General features: G+C 38.0%; 29 protein-coding genes. 8 read left to right on the forward strand and 21 right to left on the reverse strand.

What is annotated here, in order from left to right; genetic code table 11:
- The first annotated feature begins 338 nt into the window (after nt 1–338).
- A complete protein-coding gene (locus FND99_RS20145) occupies nt 339–485 on the forward strand; it encodes a hypothetical protein (protein ID WP_162615525.1) in 147 nt (48 codons plus the stop codon).
- A gap of 58 nt (nt 486–543) precedes the next feature.
- On the opposite strand, the gene FND99_RS02000 is transcribed toward FND99_RS20145, so the two are convergent.
- Nucleotides 544–1203, reverse strand: coding sequence for a hypothetical protein (locus FND99_RS02000; RefSeq protein WP_144336321.1), 660 nt, complete (start codon nt 1201–1203; stop codon nt 544–546).
- Nucleotides 1204–1437: 234 nt separating this feature from the next.
- On the reverse strand, nt 1438–1989 hold the full coding sequence (locus tag FND99_RS02005) for a hypothetical protein (protein ID WP_144336322.1): 552 nt from the start codon (nt 1987–1989) through the stop codon (nt 1438–1440).
- A 124-nt stretch (nt 1990–2113) separates the two neighbouring features.
- On the opposite strand from FND99_RS02005, the gene FND99_RS02010 reads away from it, so the two are divergent.
- The 4 genes from FND99_RS02010 (at nt 2114) to FND99_RS02025 (ending at nt 4555) form a co-directional block, all read left to right on the forward strand.
- A complete protein-coding gene (locus FND99_RS02010; protein WP_144336323.1) occupies nt 2114–2602 on the forward strand; it encodes a hypothetical protein in 489 nt (162 codons plus the stop codon).
- Nucleotides 2595–3179 carry a glycoside hydrolase family 19 protein gene (locus FND99_RS02015; RefSeq protein ID WP_144336324.1) on the forward strand — a complete coding sequence of 195 codons (585 nt, stop codon included), beginning with the start codon at nt 2595–2597 and terminating at the stop codon, nt 3177–3179. The genes FND99_RS02010 and FND99_RS02015 overlap by 8 nt, the downstream gene beginning before the upstream one ends.
- Nucleotides 3180–3429: 250 nt before the next feature.
- Nucleotides 3430–4122, forward strand: a complete 693-nt coding sequence (locus FND99_RS02020) for a hypothetical protein (protein ID WP_144336325.1) — start codon at nt 3430–3432, stop codon at nt 4120–4122.
- A gap of 88 nt (nt 4123–4210) precedes the next feature.
- Nucleotides 4211–4555, forward strand: a complete 345-nt coding sequence (locus tag FND99_RS02025; RefSeq protein ID WP_211356613.1) for a hypothetical protein — start codon at nt 4211–4213, stop codon at nt 4553–4555.
- Here FND99_RS02025 and FND99_RS02030 read toward each other — a convergent pair.
- Nucleotides 4524–4895, reverse strand: a complete 372-nt coding sequence (locus tag FND99_RS02030; protein ID WP_144336326.1) for a hypothetical protein — start codon at nt 4893–4895, stop codon at nt 4524–4526. The genes FND99_RS02025 and FND99_RS02030 overlap by 32 nt on opposite strands.
- 7 nt (nt 4896–4902) lie before the next feature.
- Nucleotides 4903–5529: an SOS response-associated peptidase gene (locus FND99_RS02035; protein WP_144336327.1), complete on the reverse strand. Its 627-nt coding sequence runs from the start codon at nt 5527–5529 to the stop codon at nt 4903–4905.
- Between the two features lie 106 nt (nt 5530–5635).
- Here FND99_RS02035 and FND99_RS02040 point away from each other — a divergent pair, with 106 nt between their 5' ends.
- Nucleotides 5636–6079 (forward strand): hypothetical protein, encoded by a 444-nt coding sequence (locus FND99_RS02040; RefSeq protein WP_144336328.1) that lies wholly within the window; start codon nt 5636–5638, stop codon nt 6077–6079.
- A 25-nt stretch (nt 6080–6104) separates the two neighbouring features.
- Here the strand turns inward: FND99_RS02040 and FND99_RS02045 are convergent, their stop codons facing one another.
- On the reverse strand, nt 6105–6470 hold the full coding sequence (locus tag FND99_RS02045; RefSeq protein ID WP_144336329.1) for a hypothetical protein: 366 nt from the start codon (nt 6468–6470) through the stop codon (nt 6105–6107).
- A gap of 187 nt (nt 6471–6657) precedes the next feature.
- Here FND99_RS02045 and FND99_RS20150 point away from each other — a divergent pair, with 187 nt between their 5' ends.
- Nucleotides 6658–6813: a hypothetical protein gene (locus tag FND99_RS20150; protein WP_162615526.1), complete on the forward strand. Its 156-nt coding sequence runs from the start codon at nt 6658–6660 to the stop codon at nt 6811–6813.
- 683 nt (nt 6814–7496) lie between these two features.
- Here the strand turns inward: FND99_RS20150 and FND99_RS02050 are convergent.
- From FND99_RS02050 to FND99_RS02090, 9 genes are all read right to left on the reverse strand, one after another.
- Nucleotides 7497–7697 carry a hypothetical protein gene (locus tag FND99_RS02050; protein WP_144336330.1) on the reverse strand — a complete coding sequence of 67 codons (201 nt, stop codon included), beginning with the start codon at nt 7695–7697 and terminating at the stop codon, nt 7497–7499.
- 69 nt (nt 7698–7766) lie between these two features.
- Entirely contained in the window at nt 7767–8219 is a 453-nt protein-coding gene (locus FND99_RS02055) for a phage holin family protein (RefSeq protein WP_144336331.1), read from the reverse strand.
- 98 nt (nt 8220–8317) lie between these two features.
- On the reverse strand, nt 8318–12832 hold the full coding sequence (locus tag FND99_RS02060) for a beta strand repeat-containing protein (protein ID WP_144336332.1): 4515 nt from the start codon (nt 12830–12832) through the stop codon (nt 8318–8320).
- Between the two features lies 1 nt (nt 12833).
- Complete coding sequence (locus tag FND99_RS02065; RefSeq protein ID WP_144336333.1) at nt 12834–13316, reverse strand: DUF6712 family protein; 483 nt, start codon at nt 13314–13316, stop codon at nt 12834–12836.
- Complete coding sequence (locus FND99_RS02070) at nt 13316–14731, reverse strand: hypothetical protein (protein WP_144336334.1); 1416 nt, start codon at nt 14729–14731, stop codon at nt 13316–13318. Before FND99_RS02070 ends, FND99_RS02065 begins: the two co-directional genes overlap by 1 nt.
- Complete coding sequence (locus FND99_RS02075; protein ID WP_144336335.1) at nt 14691–15029, reverse strand: hypothetical protein; 339 nt, start codon at nt 15027–15029, stop codon at nt 14691–14693. Before FND99_RS02075 ends, FND99_RS02070 begins: the two co-directional genes overlap by 41 nt.
- Nucleotides 15030–15098: 69 nt before the next feature.
- Nucleotides 15099–15650, reverse strand: coding sequence for a hypothetical protein (locus tag FND99_RS02080; RefSeq protein WP_144336336.1), 552 nt, complete (start codon nt 15648–15650; stop codon nt 15099–15101).
- Between the two features lie 75 nt (nt 15651–15725).
- A complete protein-coding gene (locus tag FND99_RS02085; protein ID WP_144336337.1) occupies nt 15726–16742 on the reverse strand; it encodes a hypothetical protein in 1017 nt (338 codons plus the stop codon).
- 14 nt (nt 16743–16756) lie between these two features.
- Complete coding sequence (locus FND99_RS02090; RefSeq protein ID WP_144336338.1) at nt 16757–17860, reverse strand: XkdF-like putative serine protease domain-containing protein; 1104 nt, start codon at nt 17858–17860, stop codon at nt 16757–16759.
- Nucleotides 17861–17977: 117 nt separating this feature from the next.
- Here FND99_RS02090 and FND99_RS02095 point away from each other — a divergent pair, with 117 nt between their 5' ends.
- The gene (locus FND99_RS02095) at nt 17978–18403 is read left to right on the forward strand and encodes a hypothetical protein (RefSeq protein ID WP_144336339.1); all 426 of its coding nucleotides are present in this window, start codon (nt 17978–17980) and stop codon (nt 18401–18403) included.
- Between the two features lie 55 nt (nt 18404–18458).
- Here FND99_RS02095 and FND99_RS02100 read toward each other — a convergent pair whose 3' ends face one another.
- From FND99_RS02100 to FND99_RS02130, 7 genes are read right to left on the reverse strand one after another with little or no spacing between them, the layout of a single operon-like run.
- On the reverse strand, nt 18459–20594 hold the full coding sequence (locus FND99_RS02100) for a coiled-coil domain-containing protein (RefSeq protein WP_144336340.1): 2136 nt from the start codon (nt 20592–20594) through the stop codon (nt 18459–18461).
- The gene (locus FND99_RS02105) at nt 20594–21109 is read right to left on the reverse strand and encodes a hypothetical protein (RefSeq protein ID WP_144336341.1); all 516 of its coding nucleotides are present in this window, start codon (nt 21107–21109) and stop codon (nt 20594–20596) included. Before FND99_RS02105 ends, FND99_RS02100 begins: the two co-directional genes overlap by 1 nt.
- A 29-nt stretch (nt 21110–21138) precedes the next feature.
- Nucleotides 21139–23628: a hypothetical protein gene (locus FND99_RS02110; protein WP_144336342.1), complete on the reverse strand. Its 2490-nt coding sequence runs from the start codon at nt 23626–23628 to the stop codon at nt 21139–21141.
- Nucleotides 23629–24834, reverse strand: a complete 1206-nt coding sequence (locus tag FND99_RS02115; RefSeq protein ID WP_144336343.1) for a hypothetical protein — start codon at nt 24832–24834, stop codon at nt 23629–23631.
- Nucleotides 24827–25204, reverse strand: a complete 378-nt coding sequence (locus tag FND99_RS02120; protein ID WP_144336344.1) for a hypothetical protein — start codon at nt 25202–25204, stop codon at nt 24827–24829. The genes FND99_RS02115 and FND99_RS02120 overlap by 8 nt, the downstream gene beginning before the upstream one ends.
- Nucleotides 25176–25598 carry a hypothetical protein gene (locus tag FND99_RS02125; RefSeq protein ID WP_144336345.1) on the reverse strand — a complete coding sequence of 141 codons (423 nt, stop codon included), beginning with the start codon at nt 25596–25598 and terminating at the stop codon, nt 25176–25178. The genes FND99_RS02120 and FND99_RS02125 overlap by 29 nt, the downstream gene beginning before the upstream one ends.
- On the reverse strand, nt 25592–26044 hold the full coding sequence (locus FND99_RS02130; RefSeq protein WP_144336346.1) for a hypothetical protein: 453 nt from the start codon (nt 26042–26044) through the stop codon (nt 25592–25594). Before FND99_RS02130 ends, FND99_RS02125 begins: the two co-directional genes overlap by 7 nt.
- Between the last annotated feature and the right edge of the window lie 186 nt (nt 26045–26230).

Genomic DNA, 26230 nt, shown 5'->3' on the forward strand with positions numbered 1-26230 from the left:
AATGACGAAATTAACAGCCAAGTATTACGATGATGAAATTTTCACGATAAAGGAACTTAAGGAATACTTCAACGGCAAGCTCATAATAACAAAACGGTTCAACCGCAAAGGACTGCTAACGTATGTCAAGAACCCATACGCAACTGGTATCAGGATTAAATACCAAAAGAACACAATAAGGATGCTGTACGCTGACGGTCTGCTCTACACGTACACACATAGCGCAAACGGTGCGCTATTTGAAAGCAAAATAATAAAGGGTCAGTTGATATCTAAGAATGAATTTAAGATGTCGTTTGACCAGCTAATAACGGAAATACAAAAAAGCCACGCATAAGATGGAACAAGAAACACCTGAGGATAAATTACTAAATCAAATCCTCAACGAGATTGATAAGCACGAACAAAAGAAAAAGCAATTTGTTGAAGCAATGAAAGGATTCTTTGAGGACTGCGATAATGTGGACCAAGAAGACCAACAATAAAAAACCCCGACTAAGCATAAAGTTAAGTCGGGGTTTATTGTTTTATATCTTTAAGGTTTTACTTTTTTCCTAAAATTTCTTCTTCTGCTGTTTCAATAGTTTCTAATGATTTTTTTAGGGTCGTCACCATATCGCCAAAGTCTTCAACGTTTATTTTTTCATTTTCAAAATAACCGTCAATTTTAAGCCACTCCCAAATATATCTTTGTTCCCAATCTGTGAATTTTGAATTCAACTTATCGAAAAACAATTGTCTAAATTTAAACTCGCTGAATTGAGTTTCATTCAATAAATAACTTTTGTCATTAGGGTCGGTTGCGTCTGTGCTTTCATCGTACTGCTCAAGTTCGTTGATTGCCGTTTCAATTAATCTTCTACTTATGAATGGTGTTAACACGTCGTTATAAGGCTCGTAAGTCCCATTAACATCTGATAACTCTAATTTGCTATTGTAATCATCTAAAAGGATTTGCTCAAACTGCTTTTTGGTCAATGCACCACCGAAACCTTTTTTAAGAGGCGCACCAGTAATACTATCAGCTTGCTGATACAAAGCAAAGATTGTTCGGTCTGAACCGTGTTTTTTACTGTCGTTATTGTAATCATTAGCGTAATTGATTTTAGCAAGTGTTTTTTGGCTTACTGTTAAAACTTTTGCTAAGTCACCGTTTACTGTTGGTACTACTACACTGATTGAAAAAGATTCTGGAAAATTCATAATGTTATTTGTTTAAGGTTAAATTTTATAATTGGTATGTCTTTCAATTTGACTTTGCAAACATATAACAAATAATCGAACAATCAAAACAATTAGTTAATTTTAACAATTAAGATATAACTTAATTAAGTTATATAAATCAATCAATACCTAACTCAATTAAGTTATATAAATTAGTCAACACATAACTCAATTGAGTTATATAAAAAAACCCGTCGAGTGACGGGCTTTATACTAGTTTGCTTTCTTAAATGGAAATTCGAAGTTGAGTGTACCGTTTGCTGGTATGGTGTCAGCCTGCACACGCCTAGTGCGCTTAACCGTTCCTTTACCTTTTCCCGTCTTGGGTGTCGCAACCTGCTTTGGCGTATTCTCAACGAATACAACCGTAAAGGCAAATGCGCCCGTTTCTTTTCCTTTCTTGTCAGTTATCGGCACTGGTTCGCCAAGTTCGTATTTGTTAACGCTCTGCTCGTCTCCTTTGAGTTCGTTCCAAAGCGTTGAGTAATTCAGACGCACAAAGCTTTTGTTTGAACCAAGCTTTGTAAGTGGTGCGCCTCCTTGGTCGTCGGTGGTTGCTTTGAATATGAAAACAACATCGTTATATTTCTCATACGCTATCTTATCACCTACCTTAACCTTTAACTGTTCCAGCACGTGGTTAGATAGCTTAAGCGCATTCTTTGTTGATAATGTGTACAAACCTTTATCATCATCCTTTCTCGCCGTCTTAGCAGGTTTTGGACTTGTGGCTTCTATAATCTCGCCATTGAATTTAAAAAACATAGCATTGATTTAATTGATTAATAAGCGCAAATGTATGTTATATTATTTAATTATACAAATACTTAACTAATTCTTTAGTTTTTTGGATTATGCGATATATTTATTAGTATAATAACTAATCAATATGAATGAAACATTTTTCGAAAGGAACGAACGCTTAGGGCGTGAGCAGTTCCGAAGCTTCACCAATGGGCTTAACGATTGGAACATTAACAGATTCTCTGTACAGAAAAAAGCCAGCTACGACGTGGCTTATAAGACAGGTTCAACTCAGGACTACGTTATCGGTGAGATAAAGCACCGACCGAGTTATCGATACAATCAGTTCAACGATTGGATTCTCGAACAAAAGAAATACGAGGCATTGCAAGACCTTAAAAGACAAATGCAAGCTTTGTACCCAAATGAAAAGATATATGTGCATTACATTATGTTTTACTACGACAAACCCAACGTGCCCCGCATTTGGGATATTACGCACTTGTTCGATGTCGAGTTTTCACCGCACGGACTGCCTGCCAACTCTGCCGACCCCAAAGCAGATACCGAAAACAAGCCCGCAATTAAATTGCACAATAACGACGCTATTAACCTCTTAAACCTTAATGAATGAATTAATACAAACCTTTAACACAAAATACAATACCAAGCTCAACGAGTACGGAATCGATACGCAGTTGAAGCGTGTACATTTCTTTAGCCAGCTTTACCACGAATCGAAGCTAATCCCACGTGCTGAAAACCTCAACTACTCAGCCAAGGCGTTAACATCAATCTTTAAGAAATACTTCAAATCCTTGGATGATGCCAACAAGGTTGCACGCAAGCCTGAGCAAATCGCCAACATCGTATATGCTGACCGAATGGGCAACGGTGACGTTGCCAGCGGTGACGGCTGGCGTTATCGTGGTCGTGGATTTATCCAGTTAACGGGTAAAGACAACTATAAGCAATTTGCAGACCATTTAAACAACGATAATATACTTAGTGAACCTGATTTACTTTTGAGTGAAGCAAATGCGTTAATCAGTGCGTTATGGTATTGGAAAAGCAATAAAATCAATTCAGTGATTAACGATGATACCGATTTGAGCATTCAACGTGTGACCAAGAAAATCAACGGGGGTCTTATCGGAATTGATGAACGTACCGCCCTATTCAAAGAGATTGGTAAGCTTAAATTAACTTAACCAATTAAACACCTGAACATCAACACCTTAAACTACTTAATTAAAACCAAATAAATTTATTTGGTTTTTAACTGATTAAATTAACTGATTTTTCAAAAAACTTAATTAAAAATTTTTATATATGAATTGTTTTTTATATCTTTGCATTATCAAAAATCATTTAATGATTAATTAAAAAAGTTAATCGTTATAAATAAATTTATTTAGGATTTTAAAAGAAATATTCAACGAATCAAAAACCAAAAACAAAATGAGTACATTAAAAAGAATACTAAGCAAAGAGGAAACAATCGCACAAAATTTAGTCTACAAAGTTGGCGATGCCATATATTCAGCAATCGATGAAAAAGGCAATTTTATTATTAATTACTACGGCAACCCTTGCACTTATATAGCAAGAATTAATAAAAATTGGTACAAAATCAATATGCTAAAAAATTACTGGGGTTTGAATGCTGACGAAAAAGCAACCGTAAAAACAAACATTGCCAACAAATGGGCAAACGTGCCAGCAAATGAAAATTACATAGGTATAATTGAAAGCGAAAACGACCAAGCAGTTAACCAAATTCAATCTATTGAATTATGCAATGAAGACGAAAAAGAAATTATTGAAAAGATAAGAGCAAATAAAATTGAGTTTAATGAAGATTTCGACAACTTAATTGAGTTTGACAAACTTATTCGTAAGGATGAACAAAAACCCGAAGTTTTCACAATAGACGGAACAGATAGCAAAGTTCTTACTTATGATACGGTTTTCGGCAAAGCCTACCAATACAAAGAAAATGAGCGTATTATTGTTGAAGCTCTCGTGTTTGATAACACATTGTATGTTGACCAATATTTAAATGGTTACGGCGATGAAGGACATTGGAACAAGGATAATATAAACTTTGATTTGGGCGTGGAATTAATAAGACAATATAGCGCAACAAAATAACAAGCAAAAAAGGGTATTAAATTAAAGAAGGCTAACCGTAAAAAGTTAGCCTTTTTTTATTTAATTTTGATATAGCAATGTCTCAATTATGTACGACCATACTTTAATATTGACCACAACCAAGACGGCAACAAACGACTTGTCTTTAGATTTCGTCACTCATTTGATTAATACTGGTGACGCAATGGTTGAATATTTCGGTGTTGAGATTGACAACCAAGCGGATTTTATCGATGATGATATGCGAGAAGTGAGCCGAGAAATTACATACATTGAAATTTTCTTTGACACACCTGACCCTATCGATTACGATGCGATGACCGAAATTGAAATTGATGATTTCATTTTGAAACTGCTTGCCAATTCAACTATCTATGATATGACAACGGACGGCAAAGATGTTATTCTAAATCTTGAACATCATCCAAATTAGAAACTGGGTTAAAATCAATTTGGATTACTTTAACCTCATCATAGTATTTTTCCTCATACGGCATTATTAACGGTGAAATTTCATCTAATTTCACTTTTGCTAAGTCATTAAGTTTATTGTTGTCAACGTTCAAACCTTGCTCATATGAACCCGTACTTATTTCAGTCTCTATGTATCGTGCTAATACACTTCTGCATCTTTGAAAATGTTCAATTATAGCATCGTCAGGCTCTGTAAACTCGTACAGGTAAGTATAGTTGATTAATTCTTTTCTGCAGTTCATCACTTCTAAATAATAAGCAATAAAATCATCGTTCGTTTTTCCGTTGTAATAATCCATAACTTTATTATTTGGTTTGAAATGCAACAATTTTTGATTCGTAAGGATATGCAAATTTAGCAATATCGGTTGACGGGTCTAAATATTTTTGTTCGTCTTCCCTATTTAAAACAATAGGCATTCGTTCCCTGTTATTGTGAACAAACTTCATAGTTTCATTTGCTTGCGTAGTTACCATTGTAAACGATTTTATGACCTCACCATTTGCAGGATTAACCCAGCTGTCATACAATCCAGCAAAGCAAAAAATTTCGTCATTCTGCGAAAAGATTTGATACTTTTCTTTTTGTTTTCCTTTTGGGTCTAGCCATCGCCACTCATAGTAGGATGTTGCAATTATCAAACAGCGATTACTCAAAATATTTTTATATGATGCTGTAGTACCAATTGTTTCAATACGTGCGTTAAGCGTCTTGTCTCTGAACTCCATATTTTTAGCCCAAAAAGGAACAAGACCCCAGTAAGAGTTTGTTGTTATTTCTGCTGGGTTGTCGTTCGTAATTATTGGCAAGTTTGGATGTTCAAAACCATTTACAAATACGCCCTCGTAAAAATCACCATTATTATTTACGGCGATGTTGAAACGTATCTTTACGTCTCTACGGCTCGATTTCTGGTCAACGTAATAACACATATGTTTTCTAGCTTTATAACAAAATTAACACTTTTCTGTTGATAATTTTATTTTTGATTATCATATAAATACAAGTACTTTTATAAATTAATTTTAAATTTTTATAATGGACATTTTAGAAACTAGAGAGTTTTGGTATTTTTTTATTCCACTCGTTGTTGGAACTTTCGTTGCTTTTAAAATCCACTATATGAGTGAGAGTACAAAAGAAGAAAAAGAGCATCTTCTTTATTTGTTTAAACAAAATCAAATACTTTCAAAAAGTACACAAGAAATGCTACATAAGTATATCATTGATTATAATGCTTCAAATAGAATCGCATTCCCTGACAGTGATGTAACATTAGGCAACTATTACGAACTAATGACCGAAGAATATAATCGTAAATTATCCGATGAAAGATATAATTACATTAAAAGTGAAAAAATGTCTAAAACAAGATTGTTGTCGCACTTAGATTCACTCTCAAAGCAGAATGAAGCACTTTTAAAAATTGAGCTTGATATGAAGATGTTAATTAAAAAATCTGACAATTGGTTTGTAATGTAATATAAAAATAAGGCTAACCTACAGGTTAGCCTTTTTCATTTAAAAAATCTGAGTTGCGTGTCCTAAGCCAACCTTCACCCTCAACATAAGTTCTAAGCTTTGACAAAGGTTTGTGCGGTGGTTGCTTGTTATGTATTTCCCTTATATAGTACTTTGTTTTTGCATTTTCTACTAATTCGATGCCACCGTCAAAAAAGCGCCATTCAAGACCGATATGGTCGAGCACCTTAATAAATTCGCCCGTGTCTTCAACACCTAATCTTTCATACATCAACAATCCATTTTGTAGCAGGTTAAGCATTGCGTTGTAACCTCTTTTATCCTTTACCAATCCCGATGCATTCAGTATATGTTCATCTACTGAAATTGCTTTTTGTACTTCATTTTCCATAATACCAAAATTTAGAAAAACAAAATTAGTACAGTTTGAAACAATTGTAAAAAATAAAATGTTCTAATTAATAACAAAATATAAGACATCAATAAATTCTAGGTTTTAAATAATAGTCAATTACGGATTTCCGTAATATTAGTAAACAATTACATATTAAATTGCACAAAACTTCAAATAAATTAAAATGACAAAATCACTAGAAGAAAAATATTTCGATGCAAAAAGAGAATTTAGGGATAACTTTAATGAATTTGAAAGAGAAATAAAGTTTGAAATTATAGCAATTAAAATTCTAATAGTTTTATTAATTGTTACATCTTTGACTTATTTCTTATATTAACAATCTACATCTTTAGCTTTGCTATATTTACACCTTTTCTACTGCTATTACTGGTCTTACATTTATTACCTTTAGTACGTCTATAACTATTTGCACTATTATTTCGTTTATTATCTTTATTATTAAATATACTTTTTGTATATCTATTATACTTTTGTATTATACTTTTGTTGTATATTTGCAAACAGAAGTTTAAAGTAAGATTTTTTACTATTACTATTTGTAGTATTGATTTACGGGTTTCCGTAACTTAACAATGTTTAGTTAAAAAAAACCTAACCCGTAGGTTAGGAATTTGCTTCTAATGATGTGTCAAAAGGTACAGAACAAACAACAAATCAGTCAAAGCTTGGAGGCAGGACATAATTTGTTGATGTGACCAAAACATCGTTTTTTTCTTTTTACCCATAATCGTGTATTAAGAAAGTTATTACTCGCTTCTCGGAGCTGCCCCAAGTGGCATAGTTTAAATCTTTTTTCATAACACAAAGGTTTAAATTAAAAATAAGAACATACAAAGCCCACTTACATAATGTAAGAATGGGCTATTTTTGATTTAATAAATTATCGGGGATAAAATTAGTCAAATTTTTCCATACAAAAAAGCTACCTTAATTAAAAAGAATATTAGTTATCAACATATAAGTATCAATAAAAAAGAGGTCGCATTGACCTCTTTTCTTTTATTCAAATCTTTTTAAATAGTCTCGAATACCATATAAATATTCATAGTCCTCAGTTGCCAGGAACTCAATTTTAAGCCTTTCAAGATTTAGGCACAAGCCAAAGCTGTACGGGTGATTCTTAAGGCTTTTATTAAATTCTCTATAGTTGAATGTTGCTTTAATCTTTTGTGCTGACCAGCGGTAAATATCTGCTTCCATTTGGTGCAATGTTTGAAAAACTCGCATATCGTAGAAATATTTTGAGTTATCCCGATGTACGCATCGAGTTTATTTTTCTTTCTTTTCGTCAATCAATTCGTTCAAGTCCGATTTAATCCCTTTTAACCTGTCAATCATTTCTTTTAATAACACCCAAACCGATTTATTGCCTAGCTTCATACTGCTTTCATCAATCGATTTGATTTCAATATAAGTCCATAACGCTGTTACGATTTTTGGAATTAGAAACTTAATCCCGAAAAGTGTTTCGCTCAGCAAATACTTGTTTACTAGGAATGACATTATGATTGTCATTAAGTAGAAAAAAAGCTTTACAACGATGTTGAATAACTTATGAGATTTAAAGGATTTTAAGCCCTCTAATTTGATGCTAACGTATATGCCGAAACTTGTATCTAACAAGACAAAAAGCATCATCAACCAAAGCAAGCCCGCAATAGGTGTTAAAAACGTTGTGATTATCGCAACGCATAGTAATAGTATTTTCAATTTTTTAATCATTAATTTTTGTGATTCGGTGCTTTCAACCTTAAGTATATTATAGTATCAAAAAGGGCAATCGTAAACCAATTGCCCTTTTAAATTTTGTTTATTTAGTCTTATGGATAAACTCTGATTTCTACTGTTGCTTTGGTAAGCAGACCATCAACCGATGTACCGTTTTGCCTTGTATTTATAGTTGTAACATTAGCACTAGTGTAATAAGCGTGCAATTGTTCTGCTGAACTTGAACCTAAAGGACTACCGTCTGTAAGGAACGTAACAGTTTTATTCGCTGTAAATGCACCCGTTAATGTAGCATCATAAGTTCCTGCAACGCTTCTAGTCCAAACGATTGAACCAATTGAGTTTTCAAGTACGGTTGCAACTGGTGCGCTAGTTCCTGTTTGGGTCAACAAAGCAACGTAAGATTTATATGGTCTTGCGTCCGTTTTGACTGAACCGTCAGCCATTAAAAACTCGGTTGATGCCCCACCCTGTTTAACAAAACCGTTACCTGTTACAATACCAGTCTTTGCAACTTTAAACAAAGTACCGCCTGTTGTATTGTAACCTTGGATTAAATCAGCATCGTTTGAACCACCGTTATTTGTAAGCCCCAATAAAGCACCACTTGAAAATGACCCCTGATTTTGAATGTTAACTAAATCACCGTTTCGGCTTGTTGTAAAGTTGACAAAAGAGGCCGCAATACCGTTGTTGCTAGATGTTGCAACAAATCCCGCTGTACCAGTTCCGCTAACGTTTGTATTTAGTGTTGCTGATGTCGAGTTAGGGTTATTGAAGTTCTTAGCACTTGTGATGTTTTGAACCGCACCCGATACCGTCATTACGTTTGCATTGGCATTGGCAACGAAAGCAGTTGTTGCAATTTGCGTTGTTGATGTACCCGCCGCCGCTGTCGGTGCTGTCGGTGTACCTGTAAGCGTTGCACTACCTGAGTAAGTGCTTGCAACGATGTTACCAAATCTGTCAACACTAAATGTTGTAGTACCGTTGTTTTGACCTAAAAAGTTACTTGCTATACTACCCGTTGCAACATTGGCAACAAAATTGTTTCCACCTGACGCACTAGACGACTGAGCAAAAAATCCTTTACCTGTTGAGTTGTTGATTACTTGGTAACCTGTACCAGTCGATTGATTTATTGCATTATAACCGATACCAGCCCCTGTAACTTCTGATTCTAAACCGATACCAAAAGCGTTTGAAGTCACTGCGTACAAACCTCTACCTGATGATGTGTTTTGAATGTTTAAACCGTTTCCTGCACCTGCATTATTGATATACTCGCCACTACCGCCCGCTTGGTTGTCGATATAAGTACCAACACCAGTTGAAGTATTGGTTACTTTTAGAGAGTGACCGTTAACTGTTGTACCGTTGTTTGTTAAAGCAATACCCGTATTTAAAGTAGTTCCCGTATTGGTCGATGTCATCAAACCGTTTTGGTCGAACTTGGTAGTTAAAACGCTGTTCTTTCTGAATGTAAGTAAATCACCTGTTGAAGATGAAACACTATTCAAAGACATTAACGCACCTGTAGTTTGATTGTCTGATTGATAACCAACACCTGTTGATACATTATTTACATAAAGTCCTATTCCAGCACCGTTATTAGCCGTAACAAGCCCCGTACCTGTTGACCCGTTGGTCAATAAGATACCACGCCCACCGCTGGTATTGCTAACCGTTAATACTTGTGATGCACCTGTTGCACTATTTACTAATAAAGCACCAGTTGTTTGTGTTGTAGTGGTGTTTGAAGCATTAAATAAACCGTTTTGGTCAAAATATGTTGTTGTAGCACCATTTTTGGTAAATCTCAATAAGTCGCCAGTTGATGCGGTTTGAGAATTCAAAATAGTAAGCGCACCAGTGCTAACGTTGTCAAAAGTTGCACCTCGACCAGTTGAAATATTACTTATATAAAAACCTGAGCCTGCGCCTGAGTTTTCAACCGCTGCCGCTATACTACCGTTATTTGACTGGAATACTGCACCACGTCCACCGCCTGTGCTATTTGTAATCAAAACTTGCGAACCACTAGAACCAGCATTTGTTAATGAAATACCAGCTGTTTGTGCCGAACTTGTATTTGTTGAGGACATCAAACCGTTTTGGTCGAACTTGGTAGTTAAAACACTGTTTTTACGGAACTGCAATAAATCACCAGTTGAACCACTCATCGAGTTGAAATACATCATTGTTCCACCGCTAATGTTATCACCACCAAAGGCATTACCAGTTGATTGATTTGAAATATAAGTACCCCAACCTGTTGAAGTATTAGCAAGCAAAATCCCTGAACCTGTACCGTTGTTTGTTACTCTTTGACCAACACCCGTACTATTATTAATCACGTTGATAATTTGAGGTGCTGAACCGCTGTTAGTGAAGTCTATACCATTCGTTGCAGTTGTTCCGTTGTTTGTGGCTCTAATCATTCCCTCACTATCAACTCTTAGCGTTCCCGTTGAGTTTTTTCTGAATGCAATTAAATCACCATTCGACCCAGTATTACTGTTTAAAACAATACCCGCACCAGTTCCAGCATTATCCAGTGCAATTGCATTACCATTGCTTGCGTTGGCTATGTACTGAGCAACACCAGTTGAAACATTAGTTATTGCAAAACCTGTACCTGTTGAGTTGTTCGTAATTCTTTGACCTACACCAGTTGAAGCATTGTTAATATTAATAACTTGCGTACCTGAACTACCACCATTATAAACATCGATACCAACCGTTGAACCTGTACCCGTATTAGATGCTCTATACATACCGTTCGAATCGATACGAGCAACAACCGAATTGCTTTTTGCGATTTTAAGCAAGTCACCAGTTGAAACGGTATTACTGTTTAAATAAACTCCTGTACCAGTATCGTCATTCTCAACACGCAAACCAAATCCCGCTGCTGTACGTACTCTAATACCCTCGGCTACACTTGTACCAAGATTGTTGAAATATGCTCCAATCCCTGTACTACCCGATGCAGTTGTAAATCTTGCACCTATAGCGTTATCTGTATTGGTTACATTTAATACTTGTGTTCCACCTGTTGCACTATTTGTTAAAACAATACCTGCATTACTTGTAGAACCTGTGTTGATTGCAGTTTTTAAACCTGTAAAAGTTTCATCACCTGTTGTATGTAGAAAACCGCTGTTTAAAGCCTTTTCAATTAAACCAGTTGAGGCGTTACGGGTTAAAATATCATAACCAGTTGTTGACGTGGTTGGTGTTGTGTTTATCTGAATACTACCATTACCATTAATTTTAAATTTTTCAGTTCTAACAACTGAACCAAGGGGTGTTGTATCAAAAGATATTGTAGTTCCTTGTCCACTACTTGTAAAGTCTTCACCAGCAATAAATCTAATCGCCGCAGTATATGTTCCATCTGTTGTGCCGTCATAACCTCCACCATATAATCCTGTTAAAACATAAGTATTTAATGTTGCTGTTGGCAACGCCTTAGTTCCTCCGTATCTTCTTGATACAATGTTAGCACCTACACCAAATGAATTATTGTAATTAGCTAGATACAAATTGTCTTGCCCTTCACTCCTAACTTCTAATATTGTTGATGGGTTTGTCGTACCGTTAACACTTAATCTTTTTGTCGTGTTATTCCAATACAAAGCAGAATCACCCGCAAGCGTATTTGTACCGTTGAAAAATGATAATTGACCATTTGCACCAGTTCCTGTAATATTGTTTGTGATAAGTGGCTGTTTGCTATCCAACTGCGTTTGAATTGAACTTGTCGCATCATTTCGGGCCGCTTGAGCGTCCGTTTGATACCTCTTGTTTGTTGTATCAGGAACAAGTGCCGTTGTATAATCGCCACTATTAGCCACGACCGCACCAACACGCCCGAAAACGCTTGTTACTGCATCCGTTGGCGTTAAAAGTTCCTGCCAGTTGGCAAGCGTTGAATATGGGCTTTGCTTAAGAATGAAAGTTTTGTTTACGTCCGTTCTTACCGCAATATCTCCCTGCTCTGCACCTGATAAAGCAAGCATTGCAGACTGTGAAGCAACAACGAAAGTCTCAGAAATAGCCAAAGCTGGCAACTGGTTAGAAAAAACCTTACCTGATGCATCTAAACCAGCGTAACCGTTGGCTGTGTTCTTTTGAGCTGTGTCTTGTTTAAGGCTCAAAGCATTAAAAACTGCATCTTCTGACGGTGCAAAGTCTGTCGTACCGCTAGAAATAGTTTGCGTTATCTTACCATCAACATAGGCAAAATCAGTCTTTTCAGCCAAGGCATTTTGCAAATCGCTTTGATTGGTGATGTCGCCCGTAATATCGCCCCAATTAACAGCAGTTACAAAGGCTGGCTTGTTCTTGATATAAGCGTCGCTTGACGGGTCATTAACTAAAAAATCCGCTTGTACGTTCTTTTCTGCATCTGCTGGGATGCCGTCAAGTTTGGTTTTGTCTGCTGTCGTGTAGTCGTTTGTTGAAAGCCCTTTACCGCTTACCTTGTCAACCTTATTTGCGTATAATTCGTTGAAGTTGTCTTCTGTTTTATTGAATGCATCCCTTAAAGCGTCACCGTTTCCGCTGTTAGGAATGTCAGTATTTATGTGTTTTTGTGCCATATTAATACCAACCTATAAGATTGGTTGTATTTTTTGTATCGTTATTGTTTCCGTACTCAGGAACAGGGTTTTTCTTTATGAATTCATAGAAATTTGATTCGTATTGAATCGCTATCGATTCGTAAGTCTTGCCAAGTATCGTAAGCTCATTGGCTGGCGTGTTCTGTGAACCCTCAACGCCTATCTTGTAAGTGCCTGCGTTGGTTGTTTTGCTTGTATTGATGCTCAAATACACGCTACAACTGAAAAATGAAAGCATATCGATTACGTAATCGGTGTAAATGGTCTCATAAGTTCCGCTTAACGTTCCTGCGCTGTAATCTGCCTCGATTTTGTCGTATAAATCAGTTCCTAGAATCCTTTTTAAGTAGGTTGTCTGAGCAATTACAATGCTTGGCGTTAATTGGTTGATGTCGATATTTCCACCAAACCCGACCGTTTCACTTATTGTATTGGGTTTGATAAGAATTTTGGTTTTTGCCATTATGAAATTGGTGTTTCATTTGCGTTATTTTCTGCTGGTTGCGGGTCTCCTAAAAGCCTCACCGCTTGCAGTCTGTTGAATCCAAAAATTAGATTTAGCATTGCGATTGCACTTGCGTATGATGTCGTACCAGCCACATAAGATGCTTGTATCGCCAAGATTGAATCAACACCACCTACTGAACCCCTAAGTTGTGCCTGTGCTTGTTTGGTTGCTTCATCAAATTGGTCAACTTCTTCGCTATTTTCGTCTGTTGGCAATAGGCTTAAGTTTGTCGAATTGGCTTTGCTTGTGTTGTTGGTGTTTTCAAGTCTTGTCTCTTCGTCGAAGTCTTTAAAATCCAGTTCGATAGTTGAATCGATTACGCTAAACACTTGGTTAAGTCCTCTTATGATAACCTTACGCATTGGGTTGATGTTTTCACGATACAAACCACGTGTAGCGGTTGCGATTTCGTCAGCGTTTGAGCTAAAACCGTTTCCAGCTGTCGAACCAGCAAACAAGATTGGCGGTGCTGAGTGTGCAACGATTAACTTTCTTTCTGCTTCTTCAGAATAAAAAACGTTTTGCTGGTTAAGCTCAGGCGGGCTAAGCTGGTCAACTGTTACGGCTGTTTCGATACCATCGTTAAAGGCAACAATTACCTTGCTTTGGTTTTCCGTTCCCGTTATATCATCCCTAACCTTTTGCGCTTGCGCTTTTGCTTCGTCGTCTTCGTGAATACGCCCGTTATTGTAGTTGATTACAGTAAGTACGCCCAATGCATTGATAAAGTGGTGCTTCGCTGCGTTCGCAAGTCTTCCCTCGACATTAGCCCAAGGAATCCCAGCCAAGTAATCAGGAATAGGGAAATAAGGCTCAGGTGTCGGTCTTCTTACTAAAAGTATTTCCAAGTCCGCACCCTTATAAACTCCGTCGTATAATGGATAAAATGCAGGCTTGTATCTGTATTGGTTGCACCAATCCCAGCTATACCAAAACCCGTCTATTTCGTAGTTGTCGTTTAGGTTAACACCTAATTTGTAAACTGGTATGTATTCGATTCTTAAAGGCTTCTTTGCAACGCTCCAAATGATTTGAATTGCATAACCTCCGTACGTTTTGTAGTCTTGGCAAATCAATAAAACATCTTCTTCGCTTATGTATTTATTGATGTTCTGACCGTTGATGTCTTCTAAGCCCTCACCATAGATATAGTTTACGAATGAGTTAATAATACTGGCATTTGTTGGGCTGTCGTCGTATGCGTCTTTGTAAACTCTATAGTTTGCGTTGTTAGTTCCATTGGTCAGCCACTTGCGCCCGTAACTTGGTTTGATGTCAATAGGCTGATAGGCTGACATCATCACGTTTGCGCTAAATGAATGGATGTTATTAGTATTCGAAACGGCTGTTCGACTGTTTTTGGTAGTCATAATTTTGTATATCTGTATGCTCATCAACAATCAAAAGCTTGCCTAAATAGACCGTTTTGTCTTGTTGTGTTATGTTGGTAATAGTTATTTCGTACTTATTACCCGTTGCAAAATCGGCTGGTACATCTTCAACGATTACAGTTAAATATGCGTCCGATAAATTGAAAGTAAACACCAAATCAATTACTAGGTTTGTCAATTCATTCTTAAGCTTTACGCTTAACGTATCGCTTGGATTTGGGTATTCTCTAGGTATGCAACTAAATTGTTCACTTGTATTTAATCTTAGTACTTTCATTTAATTGTGTTGTATAAAAAAAGCAGGCATTTAATTTGCCTGCCTTAGTTTGTGTTATTAACTCGTTACTTATACGTATGGCTTAATTGCCGCTGCGTAATCAACCAAAGCGGTTGATGTCAGTAAGTAGTTTCTTGAAAAGTCTGGCTCTTCTGTATGGAACGTAACCGTAAAACCGTTCAAGTCCGCAATTGCACCCCCTGTTTGGTCAGTGATTGTTATTGCCTGTGCGCCAAGCTGAGAACCAGCCGCCACGATAGTACCGTCATTTTTTTCTATAAATAAAACAACCTCACCCTTAAGTAATTCTTTTATTAAATTTGCTGTTTCTAAGTCTGCCCCTGTTGCTACGTTGAACACGCAAGGAATATCGCCAACAACACTAACGCTACGGTTGTCACCGCCCGCTGTTGCTGTCTCTAAATAGTTAACAGTTGTATTTTTAAGTTCCAATCTTGCGATAGTTGAACCGCTGTAAACACTTGCAAGTGAAGTTACACCTGTACCGCTCACTGATAAACGTTTCAAACTTTCGTAAGGTGCAACCCCAACCGCCTTAACTCCACCCATTCCTGAGTTACAAGCTAGTTTACGGCTTTTTGATATTGATGTACAACCCATTTTTATATTGTCTGTTTAGTCTTGTATAAAGTCTTGGGCTAGTGCTGAACACTAGCCAAAATCTTTATGTTATGTTTATCCGTAAATCGTGATGTATCTTTGGTTAGTTACCCACGTTGAAACTGATTGTTTGTTTTTGATGTATCTTTTTTGCGCTCCGTTAGCCATTTTGTCGATTTCTAAGAATGACATATCACCAGCCAAGTCAACAAGTACTTTTAAGTACTCAGGCAATGTTAAAATCATAAAGCCAACCAATGGGTGGAACTCGATTTCAACACCGTTGTAGTAGATTTTTTCTGTTGCTCCAGCACCCTCAACCAAGAAGTTGATTTGTTGAGCTGCACCAACTGTGTTGTTTGCAATTTTGATTAATTGACGGTGTGCCAATGGCGCAAAGATTTTCGCTGTTCCTGTAGTTGCGTTGATAACTTTATCAGGCGCACCAGCGTATAATTTTGAGTACTCAGCTGCAATGTTAGCCGCTGTGATAGTTGTACCAGTTATTTTAACTGTGTCAGCAACACCAGCACCAGCAACAACTTTAGAGTTTGAATCATTCCAAAGCGCACGCACTGTTAATGAATCAAAATATGTTGTTGGCATAGCCGCAACCAATGCCTTAACACTAGCTGTTAAGCCTGTAGCACCTGCAATGCTTGCTTTTGTAGCTGTAGTTGCTCCGTTCCACAATTTGCTTTCGATGTCCTCACCGATTGCTGGGGCAACTTGGATAAGTACCTTTCTGTCGAATTCGTCAGATACTTGGTTAAAAGCACCTTTAGCCATTGAAGCCTCGAATCTTGTACCAAATAATACCGCATCGTCAATAACGTCGCTGTACTCGATTGATACTAATGAAACTGGTGATTTTTGTACGAATAAGCCGATTGAACCGTCTGCTGTTACTGCATCTGTTGAACCTGCTTTCATTGTTACGGTTGCTTTACTCTCGTAAACGTCTGCACCGCTTTTGAAACCCTCTTGAATGTCGATAGTACGGTCTCTAAATGTTTTTGAATCTGCGTATAATTCAGATTGAATGTTTTCTAAATCAGGGTTTTTCTTACCTCCTGCATAATTTATAGCCATTTGTTAGTTAATATTTATTTGCTCTTGTTATGTTGCATCTTTTCGTAGTTGGTCATATCCTCATACGCTTTGATTGTTTGAACTGGTACGTTCTTAATTGGTTGTGTTGCTGGCGTTTCCGCTTTCATTTGCGTTAACTCTGTTTCAGCTTTCACTTTCTCAGCTTGTAGTTTTGCTAAGTCTTCTTGCGCTTTTGCCAAGTCTTTCTTTAATTGCTCATTTTCTGCTTCTAAATCGACTTTTGGCTCTGCTTCATCTGCTGGCTGTTCGTCAGCTTTTGGCTCTTCTGCTGGCGCATCGTCTGCCATTTCTTCAACTGCTGGTGCGTCTTCTTTTGGTTCGTCGGTTTCCTTGTCTTCGATTGATACAATCGTACCTAAATCGTCCGTTTTATAAATCTTTGAATCAATTTCTAGCTCAGCATTTGAAAGCGGTTCGCCTGCTTCATCCGTTAAGATTTCGCCCTCGTTTAAATCAATTGCAAAGACCTTTTTATCACCTGCTTGGAACTCTTTTTTGTCCTCAGTTGCCATAAAAAAATCAACGATTGATTTGATAATGCTTTTTTTGTTCATAGTCTGCTTGTTATAATTGTTATTGTCGTTGACCTCTTTGAATCCAAGACTTGCTTCGATGCTCAACCCGTCAAGATTTCCGTTTTTAACCTCATTCCAAACTTGCTCATTGTCGATTTTATACCCCATCATCCAAGTACCTGCTGGCACTTCGAAACCCATTGCGTTTGCTTTGTCGTTTCGTGGGTCTTGAACAATCCAACTCTCGAAAGGATAAACCCCTGCTGTGTTTTCTGCTTGGTGGTTGATATTTGTTGTTGAATTGTGACCGTTTTTGAAGTAGTTCTTTTGCAACTGGTCGATGGTGTCGGACGTATAGAAAACTTGTGCGTTTTCACCGTTTACGTCCTTTCTAAAAATCAATTTGTTAGGAATCATTGCAGGTGCGTAAACGATTTGTTTTTCGTCTTGCGTAAAGAGTAAGATTTGAGGCTTTACAGCGTTGAAGTGAAGTAACGTCGATTCGATTGCAGGGTCTTTCACAAGTGAAATTTTAAAAACTCCCTCTTCGTCTTTGTTAAATACTAATTCATACTTTTTCATAACTATATTATAGTTTCGAAAAGAGAAAAAGTAAACTAGATTAATTAACTTTTTTAATTAACTTGCTTAGTTAACAATTAGTTAGTACATTTGTGTAAAATAATCAACAACTGAGATATGAAAAAATTAATACTTTGCGCATTCATTGCACTATCAACGCTAACAAGCTGTTCAAATGATGATAGCGAACCCGCTAAGGTTGACAATTCATTTAGCTATAAAATAACTGCGTTAAAAGGCGTTAATGATGCTGGTGAATATGTAGACATATCAACATCTAAAAATGTTGATGCCAATTCAAAAATCGTTTACGATAAATCAGCTAAAACAATTACTATAAGTGTTGGAGCAAGCAACGATATAATTAAGGATATTAGCGTTAATGACAGTACTTACGATGGTCTTTTTAAAGTTCCTACAAGTGATAAAGAAACTTATACCAAGGCAAACTTAGAATTGAAAAATGATGTTGCTTTGCTCAGTATTACAAATCTTAATCTAGTTGGCTCAGTGAGCAAATACGCCTTTTTTATATCCAAATAATACTAAATCCATAAGCATAAAAAAACCCGCTCAAAAGGCGGGTTTCTTGTTTTTATTAAAAGCTGTTTGCGTCAACTTTCTTTTTATCTAAAGCTTGTTGCGTCGTTACTTCTGAACTTACAACGTAAGCCTTTAATGGTGCTTGCTCACTTTGATTTTTAGCAATGCTTGTGGCGATTTGATTCTCACTACTTGCTTGAAACCCGACCTGTGGTGTAGCTGTCGCCTGTGTTCTTGTACCACCACCTGTTGGACTGGCTGGCATACTTGGGGCACTTCCAGCTGAACCACCGCCACCAACTGCACTAAGTGCTTTCGAGGTGTTGGCTATAATGCTGGCCGCTCCTAATGCCCCCGTTGCGATATGCACCGCTGACCAAGGCAAACCGAACGTTAACGGGCTGGCTGCGTTGTCTTTCGAAACCGCTTCAACGGTATTGATTGCAACCTTACCCAATGCAATTGCACCCTCTGTGGCTATCACACCCTTTTGAACTCCTTTGTTTTTCTCAAACAATCCTTTGGCCGCATTCAATCCAGCATTCGCCAAGTTGTTTAACGAATCCTGTTCAGCTTGTTTTTGAGCCAGTTTTTTGTCTGCTATCTCTTTTTGCTTTTCAGCGTCGGCAATGGCTAAATCAGCTTGTTGTGCGAAATAATCTTCATTCGCTTTGAGTGCATCGGCTTTGGCTTTTGCGTCTAGCTCGGCTTGCAACGTATTATACTGCTCGGCATTGTAAGCCATTAGGTTTGTGACATCAACACCTTTTTGTCTTAGTGCTTCAATCTCTTCTAAATCCCTTTGCTTCTTAAGGTCTAGTTTTTCTTGGTCAGTCTTGGCGTTGTTGTCTTGGATTGCGTGCAATGCGTCCTTTTCAGCCTTTGCAAGCTCTTCAAGATTTTTCTTTCTAAGGTCTAGGGCTTCTTGTGCGTGCTTTTTGTCCTCTTCGATTTTCTTTTTGTTGGCATCCTGTTGCGCCTTTAACGCATCATCGGCCGCTTTCTTTCTTAAATCGGTTTCCTTTTGAGTTTCAGATACAATAAAATCATTGTTCAACTCGATACGCTTATCTTTTAATTCGTTGGTTTTCTTGTTGTAGTCCTGCAATTCCTCATAAGCGTTTTTCATTGCTTCTTTTTGGGCTTTGATTGCCTCTTCGCTGGCATCATTTGCTTTCAAGTCTAGCAAGATTGAACGCTCACGCAAAAAGTTAAGGCTTGCAATCTTTGCGTTCTTCTGACTTATTGCGCTTGCCTCGTTGATATGAGCGTTAGCAAGCTTGTTAACTTCTTTCGCACTTGCTCCGCTGGCTTTTGCTAGTTCTAACTCAAAATCGTTTTGGCGTTCCAGCACCTTAAGGCTTTCTTTTCTTGCCTCGGTCAATTTCTTTTGCGCTTTCTCGTTGTCCTGAGCCGTTTTAATTTGTTTCTGTTCCGCTTCTTCACTTGCATTCATTGCAGATACAAGCAACCATATACCACCAGTAAGGGCCGCAACACCAGCAACAAGCAAACCGATTGGGTTTGCCATCATTGCCGCATTCCAAAGCCATTGTGCTGCGGTTAAGGCTGTAGTTGCAACCGCACTTAATCCTTTTTGTATGATGTTCTTTTTCTCGCTTGCTGTGTCAACTTCTCGTACTGCTGTCGCTGCTATGATGGTTGATTTAAGTATTGCGAACTGGTCACCTAAATCGCTAAGACCTTTAAGACCCTCAGCGAATGCCATAAGCGACTGCATTTTTTGTAATACCGCTGTTGCCTCTTCTGAATCATCACTAAACGCACCGATTGCACCAGCCGCAAAGTTGATACCAGTTGCCGCAACTTTTGCCGAGGCATCCAACGCTTTGAATTTTTGGTCAGGGTTGAAGTTTGCCGTTAAATCTGCCGCAAATTCCATTTGGTCACGCAATTCTGCAACGGCTTGGGCCGCTTTAATTGCTTGTTCTGAGGTTTCACCGTGCAATTGGATTGCTTTTGTAAGCTCGTTGTTAGCTTCACGTATTTGAGCTTTAAGACTTTTATACTTTTCAGCACTTTTTTCCGTTTCCTTGTTGCTGTCGGCTGTTGCTTCTGTTGTTCCGTCAATCGAATTGGTTAGCGAATCGACCTCTTTTTGTATTTGGTTGGCGTTCGTGTCAAACTGCAACCTAATATTTTGTTCTAAGTTCTCGTTTTGCTCTGCCATTAGTACCCGATTGTTTCAAAATGCCAACGTAAAGCCTGTGCTATGTTCGCCCACTCACGCAAAACAACTTGAAACTGGTTACCTGAGATAATTTTAAACACTGGTTCACCAACTGTTGAAGTGTTAGGCAGTGTTATTGCTGATACTGGCACAAGTTCGAACCAGCTTTTAACAACATAGTTGTTGTTGGGGTGTGCGTTTTGAAGCGTCACCGTTAAGATTGTAGAGTTAGAACTCGATACACACGTTACGGCTGTAACGTTTCCAACTTTGCGCAGTCTGCTAGACAACTGTACACCAACTTCGATGCCGACCTCTGACCCGCCCGTATCTGCATTGTTGGCTGTAATATAGCCCCTGTTAACTGGCAAGTTGCTTGTTGATATTGGTTGCAGTGTTTCTATGTAATCAATCAAAGCAAGTTCAACCGCTCTATGTTCCGACGGTTCAATATTGCTATTGTCTGCTAAGTTTGTGTTTACTAAATCTTTTAATTGTGCTATGGTTAAAGCCATTTTTGTAAGTCATATTTTTTCTTTTTGCGTTATAGTGTTTGGTATTGTGTTGCGTCGTAGCCGTCAGGGTTGTAAACGTTTGGCGTTGGTACGATTTCCTTGTCGTTGTCGCTGTTGGTGATATAATTCAACAAGGTCAATTTTGTTTTACCTGTCGTTATATCTATGTTTGCATCTAAGATGCTGAAACGGGTTTCACCTATGATAATATCATTCTGTAGTCGAAAGCCTGTAGGCGGTTCGTTGCTCCTTGACGGGTTGACATATATTTCTGAACTCGGCAAAGACAAGTCAAACTTGTGAGACAAAACATTTACGTTAAGTAATCGCTCGGTTTGCGTCTCATAGAATCGCTTATATAATGAACTGGTCTTTTGAGTATTGGCTAAGTCACCGCTGACATCATCAACCAAGACGCTGAAACCTAAGCTTTGCTTTGCATTGACGAACCAAGGCAACATAAGCATATACCTATTTAACGGGGCGGTTACTGTGTCGCTCATTAAGAAACCTAATTCAACATTGTTGGTTAGGTAACTCAAATCGTTGTTTACAAATAAAACCAGCTCGTTGTTAATTGTTTTGTATCGGTTTTCTTGGTCTGCTGATTCGTTCGTAAATCCGTAATACGTTTGCAGGTTGGTATTAATTACACCTCTTGGCGGGATAATCGTATAATTGGTTACTACTGCATATTCGTTTATCTTACCGCTTTGGTTGTCCTGCGTAATTTGTCCGTATTCCAAACCCGCAGGATTACCAGCCAAGTAATCAACATTTGATTTATACTTAGATGTTGCGTGCTTAAAGTTGTACTTGTTGAATTTGTCCTCAACTGATTTTGTGTGACTCTGAGCGTTGACAAATGGTGTATAATCAACTTCATTTTTAGCGTAAATCTTATGGGTTTCGTTGATGTCTTCTATGCTTAAAATCTGCAATTCGTTGGTGTTAACAATCGGGTTGAAAACTGATAAATTGAATGTCTTCAAAAAGCTTTGGAAAAAATCAATAACTTTCATCTTTGGCAACGACTGTATTAAATCAATTCCACCGCTTGCTTTTACCTTTTCTGTTGAATCCGTAAAACATAACTGTGTAATGATATTGTAACCCTGCAAAAAACCTACTTCATCGTTGGCGTAACCGTATTGGGTAAAGACGTTTGTTTCTGTCCAGCTTGCCAAGTCTGCCTTAAATAAAATATATGTCTCAAACGTTGGGTAAAGTTCGTAACCCTCGGTGTAGCCGTCGAAAGCCGTATCGGGAATATCAATAAATACGCAGTTATCACCGCTTGTCATATTAATTTCAGCCTTAAGGATTTCTTCACACTCTGACGGTGCTTTGTTCCCGCTTGGTCTTCTTAACGAAATGCTGATTTTACCGCCAACATTCTGCATTACAACATTGGTCAACTGCACGCTTAATCGTATGCTTTTGGTTGTTCTCGATAATGCGAAAATATCGGGCATCGTTCCGCTGGGCTTGTCACCGATATTGATTTTTACAATCTGAAACCCGTTTCTAGTGTAGTTGCTTGCTGTATATTTAACTGGCAATGCTCCAATTAGAAAACCTGCGATAGGGTCAGCAACTGGTGTTGGTGGATAAACAACACCTACACTCAACGCATCAAAATACATTGTTTGAGCGTATGGCGTGTTGAAGTTATTTATATAACCCAATACGTTTGAATCGCTTAATTTTTCATCTGCTGACGAACCATTAACCCAGCAATACATTTCGTTGAATAGCTTATCACTTCGAAGTGGCAAGTTGACCTTTAAATCGTACTTTCTGAATATCATTTCAACAAGTGAACGATAGCTTATTGCTGGTCGTAACTCACTTGTTGTAATTGGTGAAAGCGTAGCACCCGTCATATTGCTGGTGTAAGCTATGTTGTCAATAACATCACTGTTGCGGTCGTAAGACCAAACACGGTTGTTTGATGCAAGCGGTGTTATGTAATTTATAATGATGTCGTTTGCGCTGGTTGTTCCTGCGTTGGCGGTATCTAAATCTTTTAAAAGCAATTGCTTTGATTCTATCGAAGCCTTGGCAACTGCTGGCGTGTACTGCAATTGAGTTGAACCTGTTAAGATGCTCCCTAACTCAGATATTAGACCGTCTCCCATTCTATCCTTAAGGCTTTTTAAATTGGTCTCAAAACTGCCTTGTATTGAAACAATAGAATTGTTTGTATAGTTAGCGTCTTCAACCGTAAAGTTTCCCGTCAGGTTTAAGTTTCCATCTGTGTAAATCTTGCAAGGAAACGAGCCAGTAATATTTGATTTGAGTACATCGGTATCACCGAAAAATAAAAGTGCCTGCCTGTTCTTTGGCGTTGCTGGAATTGTGAACGACAAAGAATAAGGCGCAAAAACTCTGCTCAAATCTGTAACATCTTTAAGCGTATATTTCAAGTTGATTGTTTCATCACTGTACAAGTCTAACTTTATGTAGTCAGTTGACCCGCTGTACGGTGCTATGTAAATTTCTGTAACTACCTGCATTTATTTTATGTCTAGCATCTTGTTATTGGTCTCATCAAATTTGATGGTGTACTCAATATTTATTTTATCGTTTAGTCTTGTCTTGTTTATGATGTCTTGCGGATTGCTTATAATAACTGGTATCTGCTGGTACGTTGAAAAGTACCCGATGCTTTCAGCCCCGACCGTATCATTATCAACTGTAATGTGCGTATTGTCAACGCTTATGTATGTGTTATCGACCGTAATACCTGTTATTGCGCTTGTCGTTTTATCACCTTTGAACCTTACCAAATAAACCTTTGGACTATAAACCAGCTCTTCGATTAATTGGGTTGCCGTTTCATCGATGTGACCCGTGTTGATTGTATAGGATTGAAGCACGTTTACACTGTCTCTAAGGCTCGAATGCACTTGCGAGTTGTCGACGTAGCTAGGGTCTCTAAACATTCGGTTTGATGTGGTTGTATCAATCTTGGTTGAGATTATTGTTTTGCCAAATGGCGTGAACGAATCCCATAAGCCCAGCTTGTTTAAGAACACAATCAAATAACTGTCACGTGCGCAAAACTTTTGTTTTGCTGGTGGTGTTACCTTGGCTTGCGTTATCATCGTTGCCGTTGTACACGACCAAGTTTCTTGACCAAGATTAAACGAGTTGGTAAAATAGTTGTCAATCGATTCGTTGTAAAATCTGTAAACGTCACGACCGAACGGGTCAGCCTTGTATGGTGTTAATGCGTTGTTGCTCCCTGCGTTCTGCTCGTAGTTCCAGCGATAGCCAAGCGTTGCAAAATATGTAGGGCTTACAACTGTCGTCTCAACGATTGCGTTTGTTACTGGCTCTTGCTCTAACACGTCGCTAACCACTTGGTAAAACACGCCTTGCCCTGTTTGTGCTGGTAAGCTGTACGTGTTCCAAGCAAATTGTGGCTGGTTTGTATTTCTTGCATTCTCAGGACTGACAAGCCAAGCCTTTATAAGGTCGGCAATATTTACGTTGATGTAGTCGTCATAATGGCTTACAAGTTCTTTCGCAATTATATGGTTAGGTTCGCCAAGGTCTTTGTTTTGGTCGGTGTTCCAAATCCATAAATAATGCGTTACTTTCTTTAATACGTTCCCGCTGTTTACTGCTGTTTGTCGTATGTGAATTGGACTGTTGCAGAATTGTATCTTATCGGGTGTGTCTATTGGTGTTCTGTCTTCACTTGTTAAATCATACATTAGTTGTAATTGGTTGTAATATCTTTTCTGTTATGGTTTGAATGATTGCTTTTGTTGCGTCGGGCGTGTGTCTGTCAACGCTTTCCAGCAATTCGTTGGGATGTTGGTACGCTCCGTAATAAACTTGTCCAAGCAATAGCGTTGTATCGCCCTGTACTCTGTAGTTTATCGAATCTCTTAGCGTTCCCCCTGCTTTGTTTAGCGTTCCTGCTGGCTGTACTCTGTCGGTCGTGTAGTAAATATCCTGTGCAACCCTAGAGTTTCTTTTTGCTTCTTCATAGATGATTTCACCAAGCTTTAAAAGTTCCTCTTTGATAATCTTGTCGGTCTGTATCTGCTCCTTAGTTCTTCTTGTTCTCTGAATCGCCATCGTTTTTTGCTCGGTTTCTTTTGACTGTTTCAATCAACCTCTTAAGATTTGAAGTTGTTTGCTTATTGCTTGCGGGTGTTGGCGACTTAACCAGCTTGCGTCCGCTTTTTAATTTTGTTGTTTTAACGGTCTTGCCGTCGAAGTCCGTACCCACGACTTGATAATCAACACCTGCGGGCATCATCTTGCGTGCGTTCTCTTCCAGCTGTGAGTTAATACCGCTTGGGTTGTCCTCACCGTAAAACCCGTAATACATCTGTCTAAAAATGTACTTGCCTTTGTCAACCGTGTAGCTAATGGAACGTTTAAGCGTTCCTTGGTCAACGTGTGCGGTCGATTTGGATTTGTCCACAATCTGCTGGGCTATCTTTCTTATCTCTTCTGTGGTTAGCATATAGTACCAGCATTAGGGATTGATAACTCTAATTCAAATTGTACACCGTCTAGGCTGTTGCGTGACCAGTCTTTTAATTGTCTTAGCGTTGATTGTGAAAGTATTTCGATGTTCAAATCGTTGTGGTCTCTAAGCAGTTTGTTAAGTAGCTTATGTGCGATTGAATGCGTTTCGTTTACGTTGTCGATGTAGTTCGTATCAACCAATAATTTGTTATCGGTTACCTGTGCTTTGGTGTCACGTTGTTGAACTATAGTAATGCGATAGTTTGCAGAAATTTGGCTTTCTGTAATATCCGTGTCGAGCAAATCCAAGTTTACCAGCGGATAGATATTTGAAATGTTTGTATCAATTTGAAGCGTCGGCAACGTTGAAATTGTGTTAACCAATACGTTCTTTTGAAACTCTTTTATAAGCCAATCATTTATGATATATATTTCATTCATTTAATTTTTAAGTGTTAGTACTTCTTTATTTTATGTTTTCAACCGTTCGCTTTCTCATTAGGTATTCAGCCCAAAATAAAAAGTCGGTCGTCTTCCATTGCTCAACCTCTTTGACTTTGCTTAAGTCACCTTTGCAAATCATATAGAACATTTCTGTATATGCTCCGTAATGCTCATTAAACGCTT

It is taken from the genome of Flavobacterium daemonense, from assembly GCF_007341385.1.
GTDB lineage: Bacteria > Bacteroidota > Bacteroidia > Flavobacteriales > Flavobacteriaceae > Flavobacterium > Flavobacterium daemonense.

Coding starts and splice junctions, on each gene's coding strand:
- FND99_RS20145 (WP_162615525.1), top strand. CDS start 339: ATGGAACAAGAAACACCTGAGGATAAATTACTAAATCAAATCCTCAAC.
- FND99_RS02000 (WP_144336321.1), bottom strand. CDS start 1,203: ATGAATTTTCCAGAATCTTTTTCAATCAGTGTAGTAGTACCAACAGTA.
- FND99_RS02005 (WP_144336322.1), bottom strand. CDS start 1,989: ATGTTTTTTAAATTCAATGGCGAGATTATAGAAGCCACAAGTCCAAAA.
- FND99_RS02010 (WP_144336323.1), top strand. CDS start 2,114: ATGAATGAAACATTTTTCGAAAGGAACGAACGCTTAGGGCGTGAGCAG.
- FND99_RS02015 (WP_144336324.1), top strand. CDS start 2,595: ATGAATGAATTAATACAAACCTTTAACACAAAATACAATACCAAGCTC.
- FND99_RS02020 (WP_144336325.1), top strand. CDS start 3,430: ATGAGTACATTAAAAAGAATACTAAGCAAAGAGGAAACAATCGCACAA.
- FND99_RS02025 (WP_211356613.1), top strand. CDS start 4,211: ATGTACGACCATACTTTAATATTGACCACAACCAAGACGGCAACAAAC.
- FND99_RS02030 (WP_144336326.1), bottom strand. CDS start 4,895: ATGGATTATTACAACGGAAAAACGAACGATGATTTTATTGCTTATTAT.
- FND99_RS02035 (WP_144336327.1), bottom strand. CDS start 5,529: ATGTGTTATTACGTTGACCAGAAATCGAGCCGTAGAGACGTAAAGATA.
- FND99_RS02040 (WP_144336328.1), top strand. CDS start 5,636: ATGGACATTTTAGAAACTAGAGAGTTTTGGTATTTTTTTATTCCACTC.
- FND99_RS02045 (WP_144336329.1), bottom strand. CDS start 6,470: ATGGAAAATGAAGTACAAAAAGCAATTTCAGTAGATGAACATATACTG.
- FND99_RS20150 (WP_162615526.1), top strand. CDS start 6,658: ATGACAAAATCACTAGAAGAAAAATATTTCGATGCAAAAAGAGAATTT.
- FND99_RS02050 (WP_144336330.1), bottom strand. CDS start 7,697: ATGGAAGCAGATATTTACCGCTGGTCAGCACAAAAGATTAAAGCAACA.
- FND99_RS02055 (WP_144336331.1), bottom strand. CDS start 8,219: ATGATTAAAAAATTGAAAATACTATTACTATGCGTTGCGATAATCACA.
- FND99_RS02060 (WP_144336332.1), bottom strand. CDS start 12,832: ATGGCACAAAAACACATAAATACTGACATTCCTAACAGCGGAAACGGT.
- FND99_RS02065 (WP_144336333.1), bottom strand. CDS start 13,316: ATGGCAAAAACCAAAATTCTTATCAAACCCAATACAATAAGTGAAACG.
- FND99_RS02070 (WP_144336334.1), bottom strand. CDS start 14,731: ATGACTACCAAAAACAGTCGAACAGCCGTTTCGAATACTAATAACATC.
- FND99_RS02075 (WP_144336335.1), bottom strand. CDS start 15,029: ATGAAAGTACTAAGATTAAATACAAGTGAACAATTTAGTTGCATACCT.
- FND99_RS02080 (WP_144336336.1), bottom strand. CDS start 15,650: ATGGGTTGTACATCAATATCAAAAAGCCGTAAACTAGCTTGTAACTCA.
- FND99_RS02085 (WP_144336337.1), bottom strand. CDS start 16,742: ATGGCTATAAATTATGCAGGAGGTAAGAAAAACCCTGATTTAGAAAAC.
- FND99_RS02090 (WP_144336338.1), bottom strand. CDS start 17,860: ATGAAAAAGTATGAATTAGTATTTAACAAAGACGAAGAGGGAGTTTTT.
- FND99_RS02095 (WP_144336339.1), top strand. CDS start 17,978: ATGAAAAAATTAATACTTTGCGCATTCATTGCACTATCAACGCTAACA.
- FND99_RS02100 (WP_144336340.1), bottom strand. CDS start 20,594: ATGGCAGAGCAAAACGAGAACTTAGAACAAAATATTAGGTTGCAGTTT.
- FND99_RS02105 (WP_144336341.1), bottom strand. CDS start 21,109: ATGGCTTTAACCATAGCACAATTAAAAGATTTAGTAAACACAAACTTA.
- FND99_RS02110 (WP_144336342.1), bottom strand. CDS start 23,628: ATGCAGGTAGTTACAGAAATTTACATAGCACCGTACAGCGGGTCAACT.
- FND99_RS02115 (WP_144336343.1), bottom strand. CDS start 24,834: ATGTATGATTTAACAAGTGAAGACAGAACACCAATAGACACACCCGAT.
- FND99_RS02120 (WP_144336344.1), bottom strand. CDS start 25,204: ATGGCGATTCAGAGAACAAGAAGAACTAAGGAGCAGATACAGACCGAC.
- FND99_RS02125 (WP_144336345.1), bottom strand. CDS start 25,598: ATGCTAACCACAGAAGAGATAAGAAAGATAGCCCAGCAGATTGTGGAC.
- FND99_RS02130 (WP_144336346.1), bottom strand. CDS start 26,044: ATGAATGAAATATATATCATAAATGATTGGCTTATAAAAGAGTTTCAA.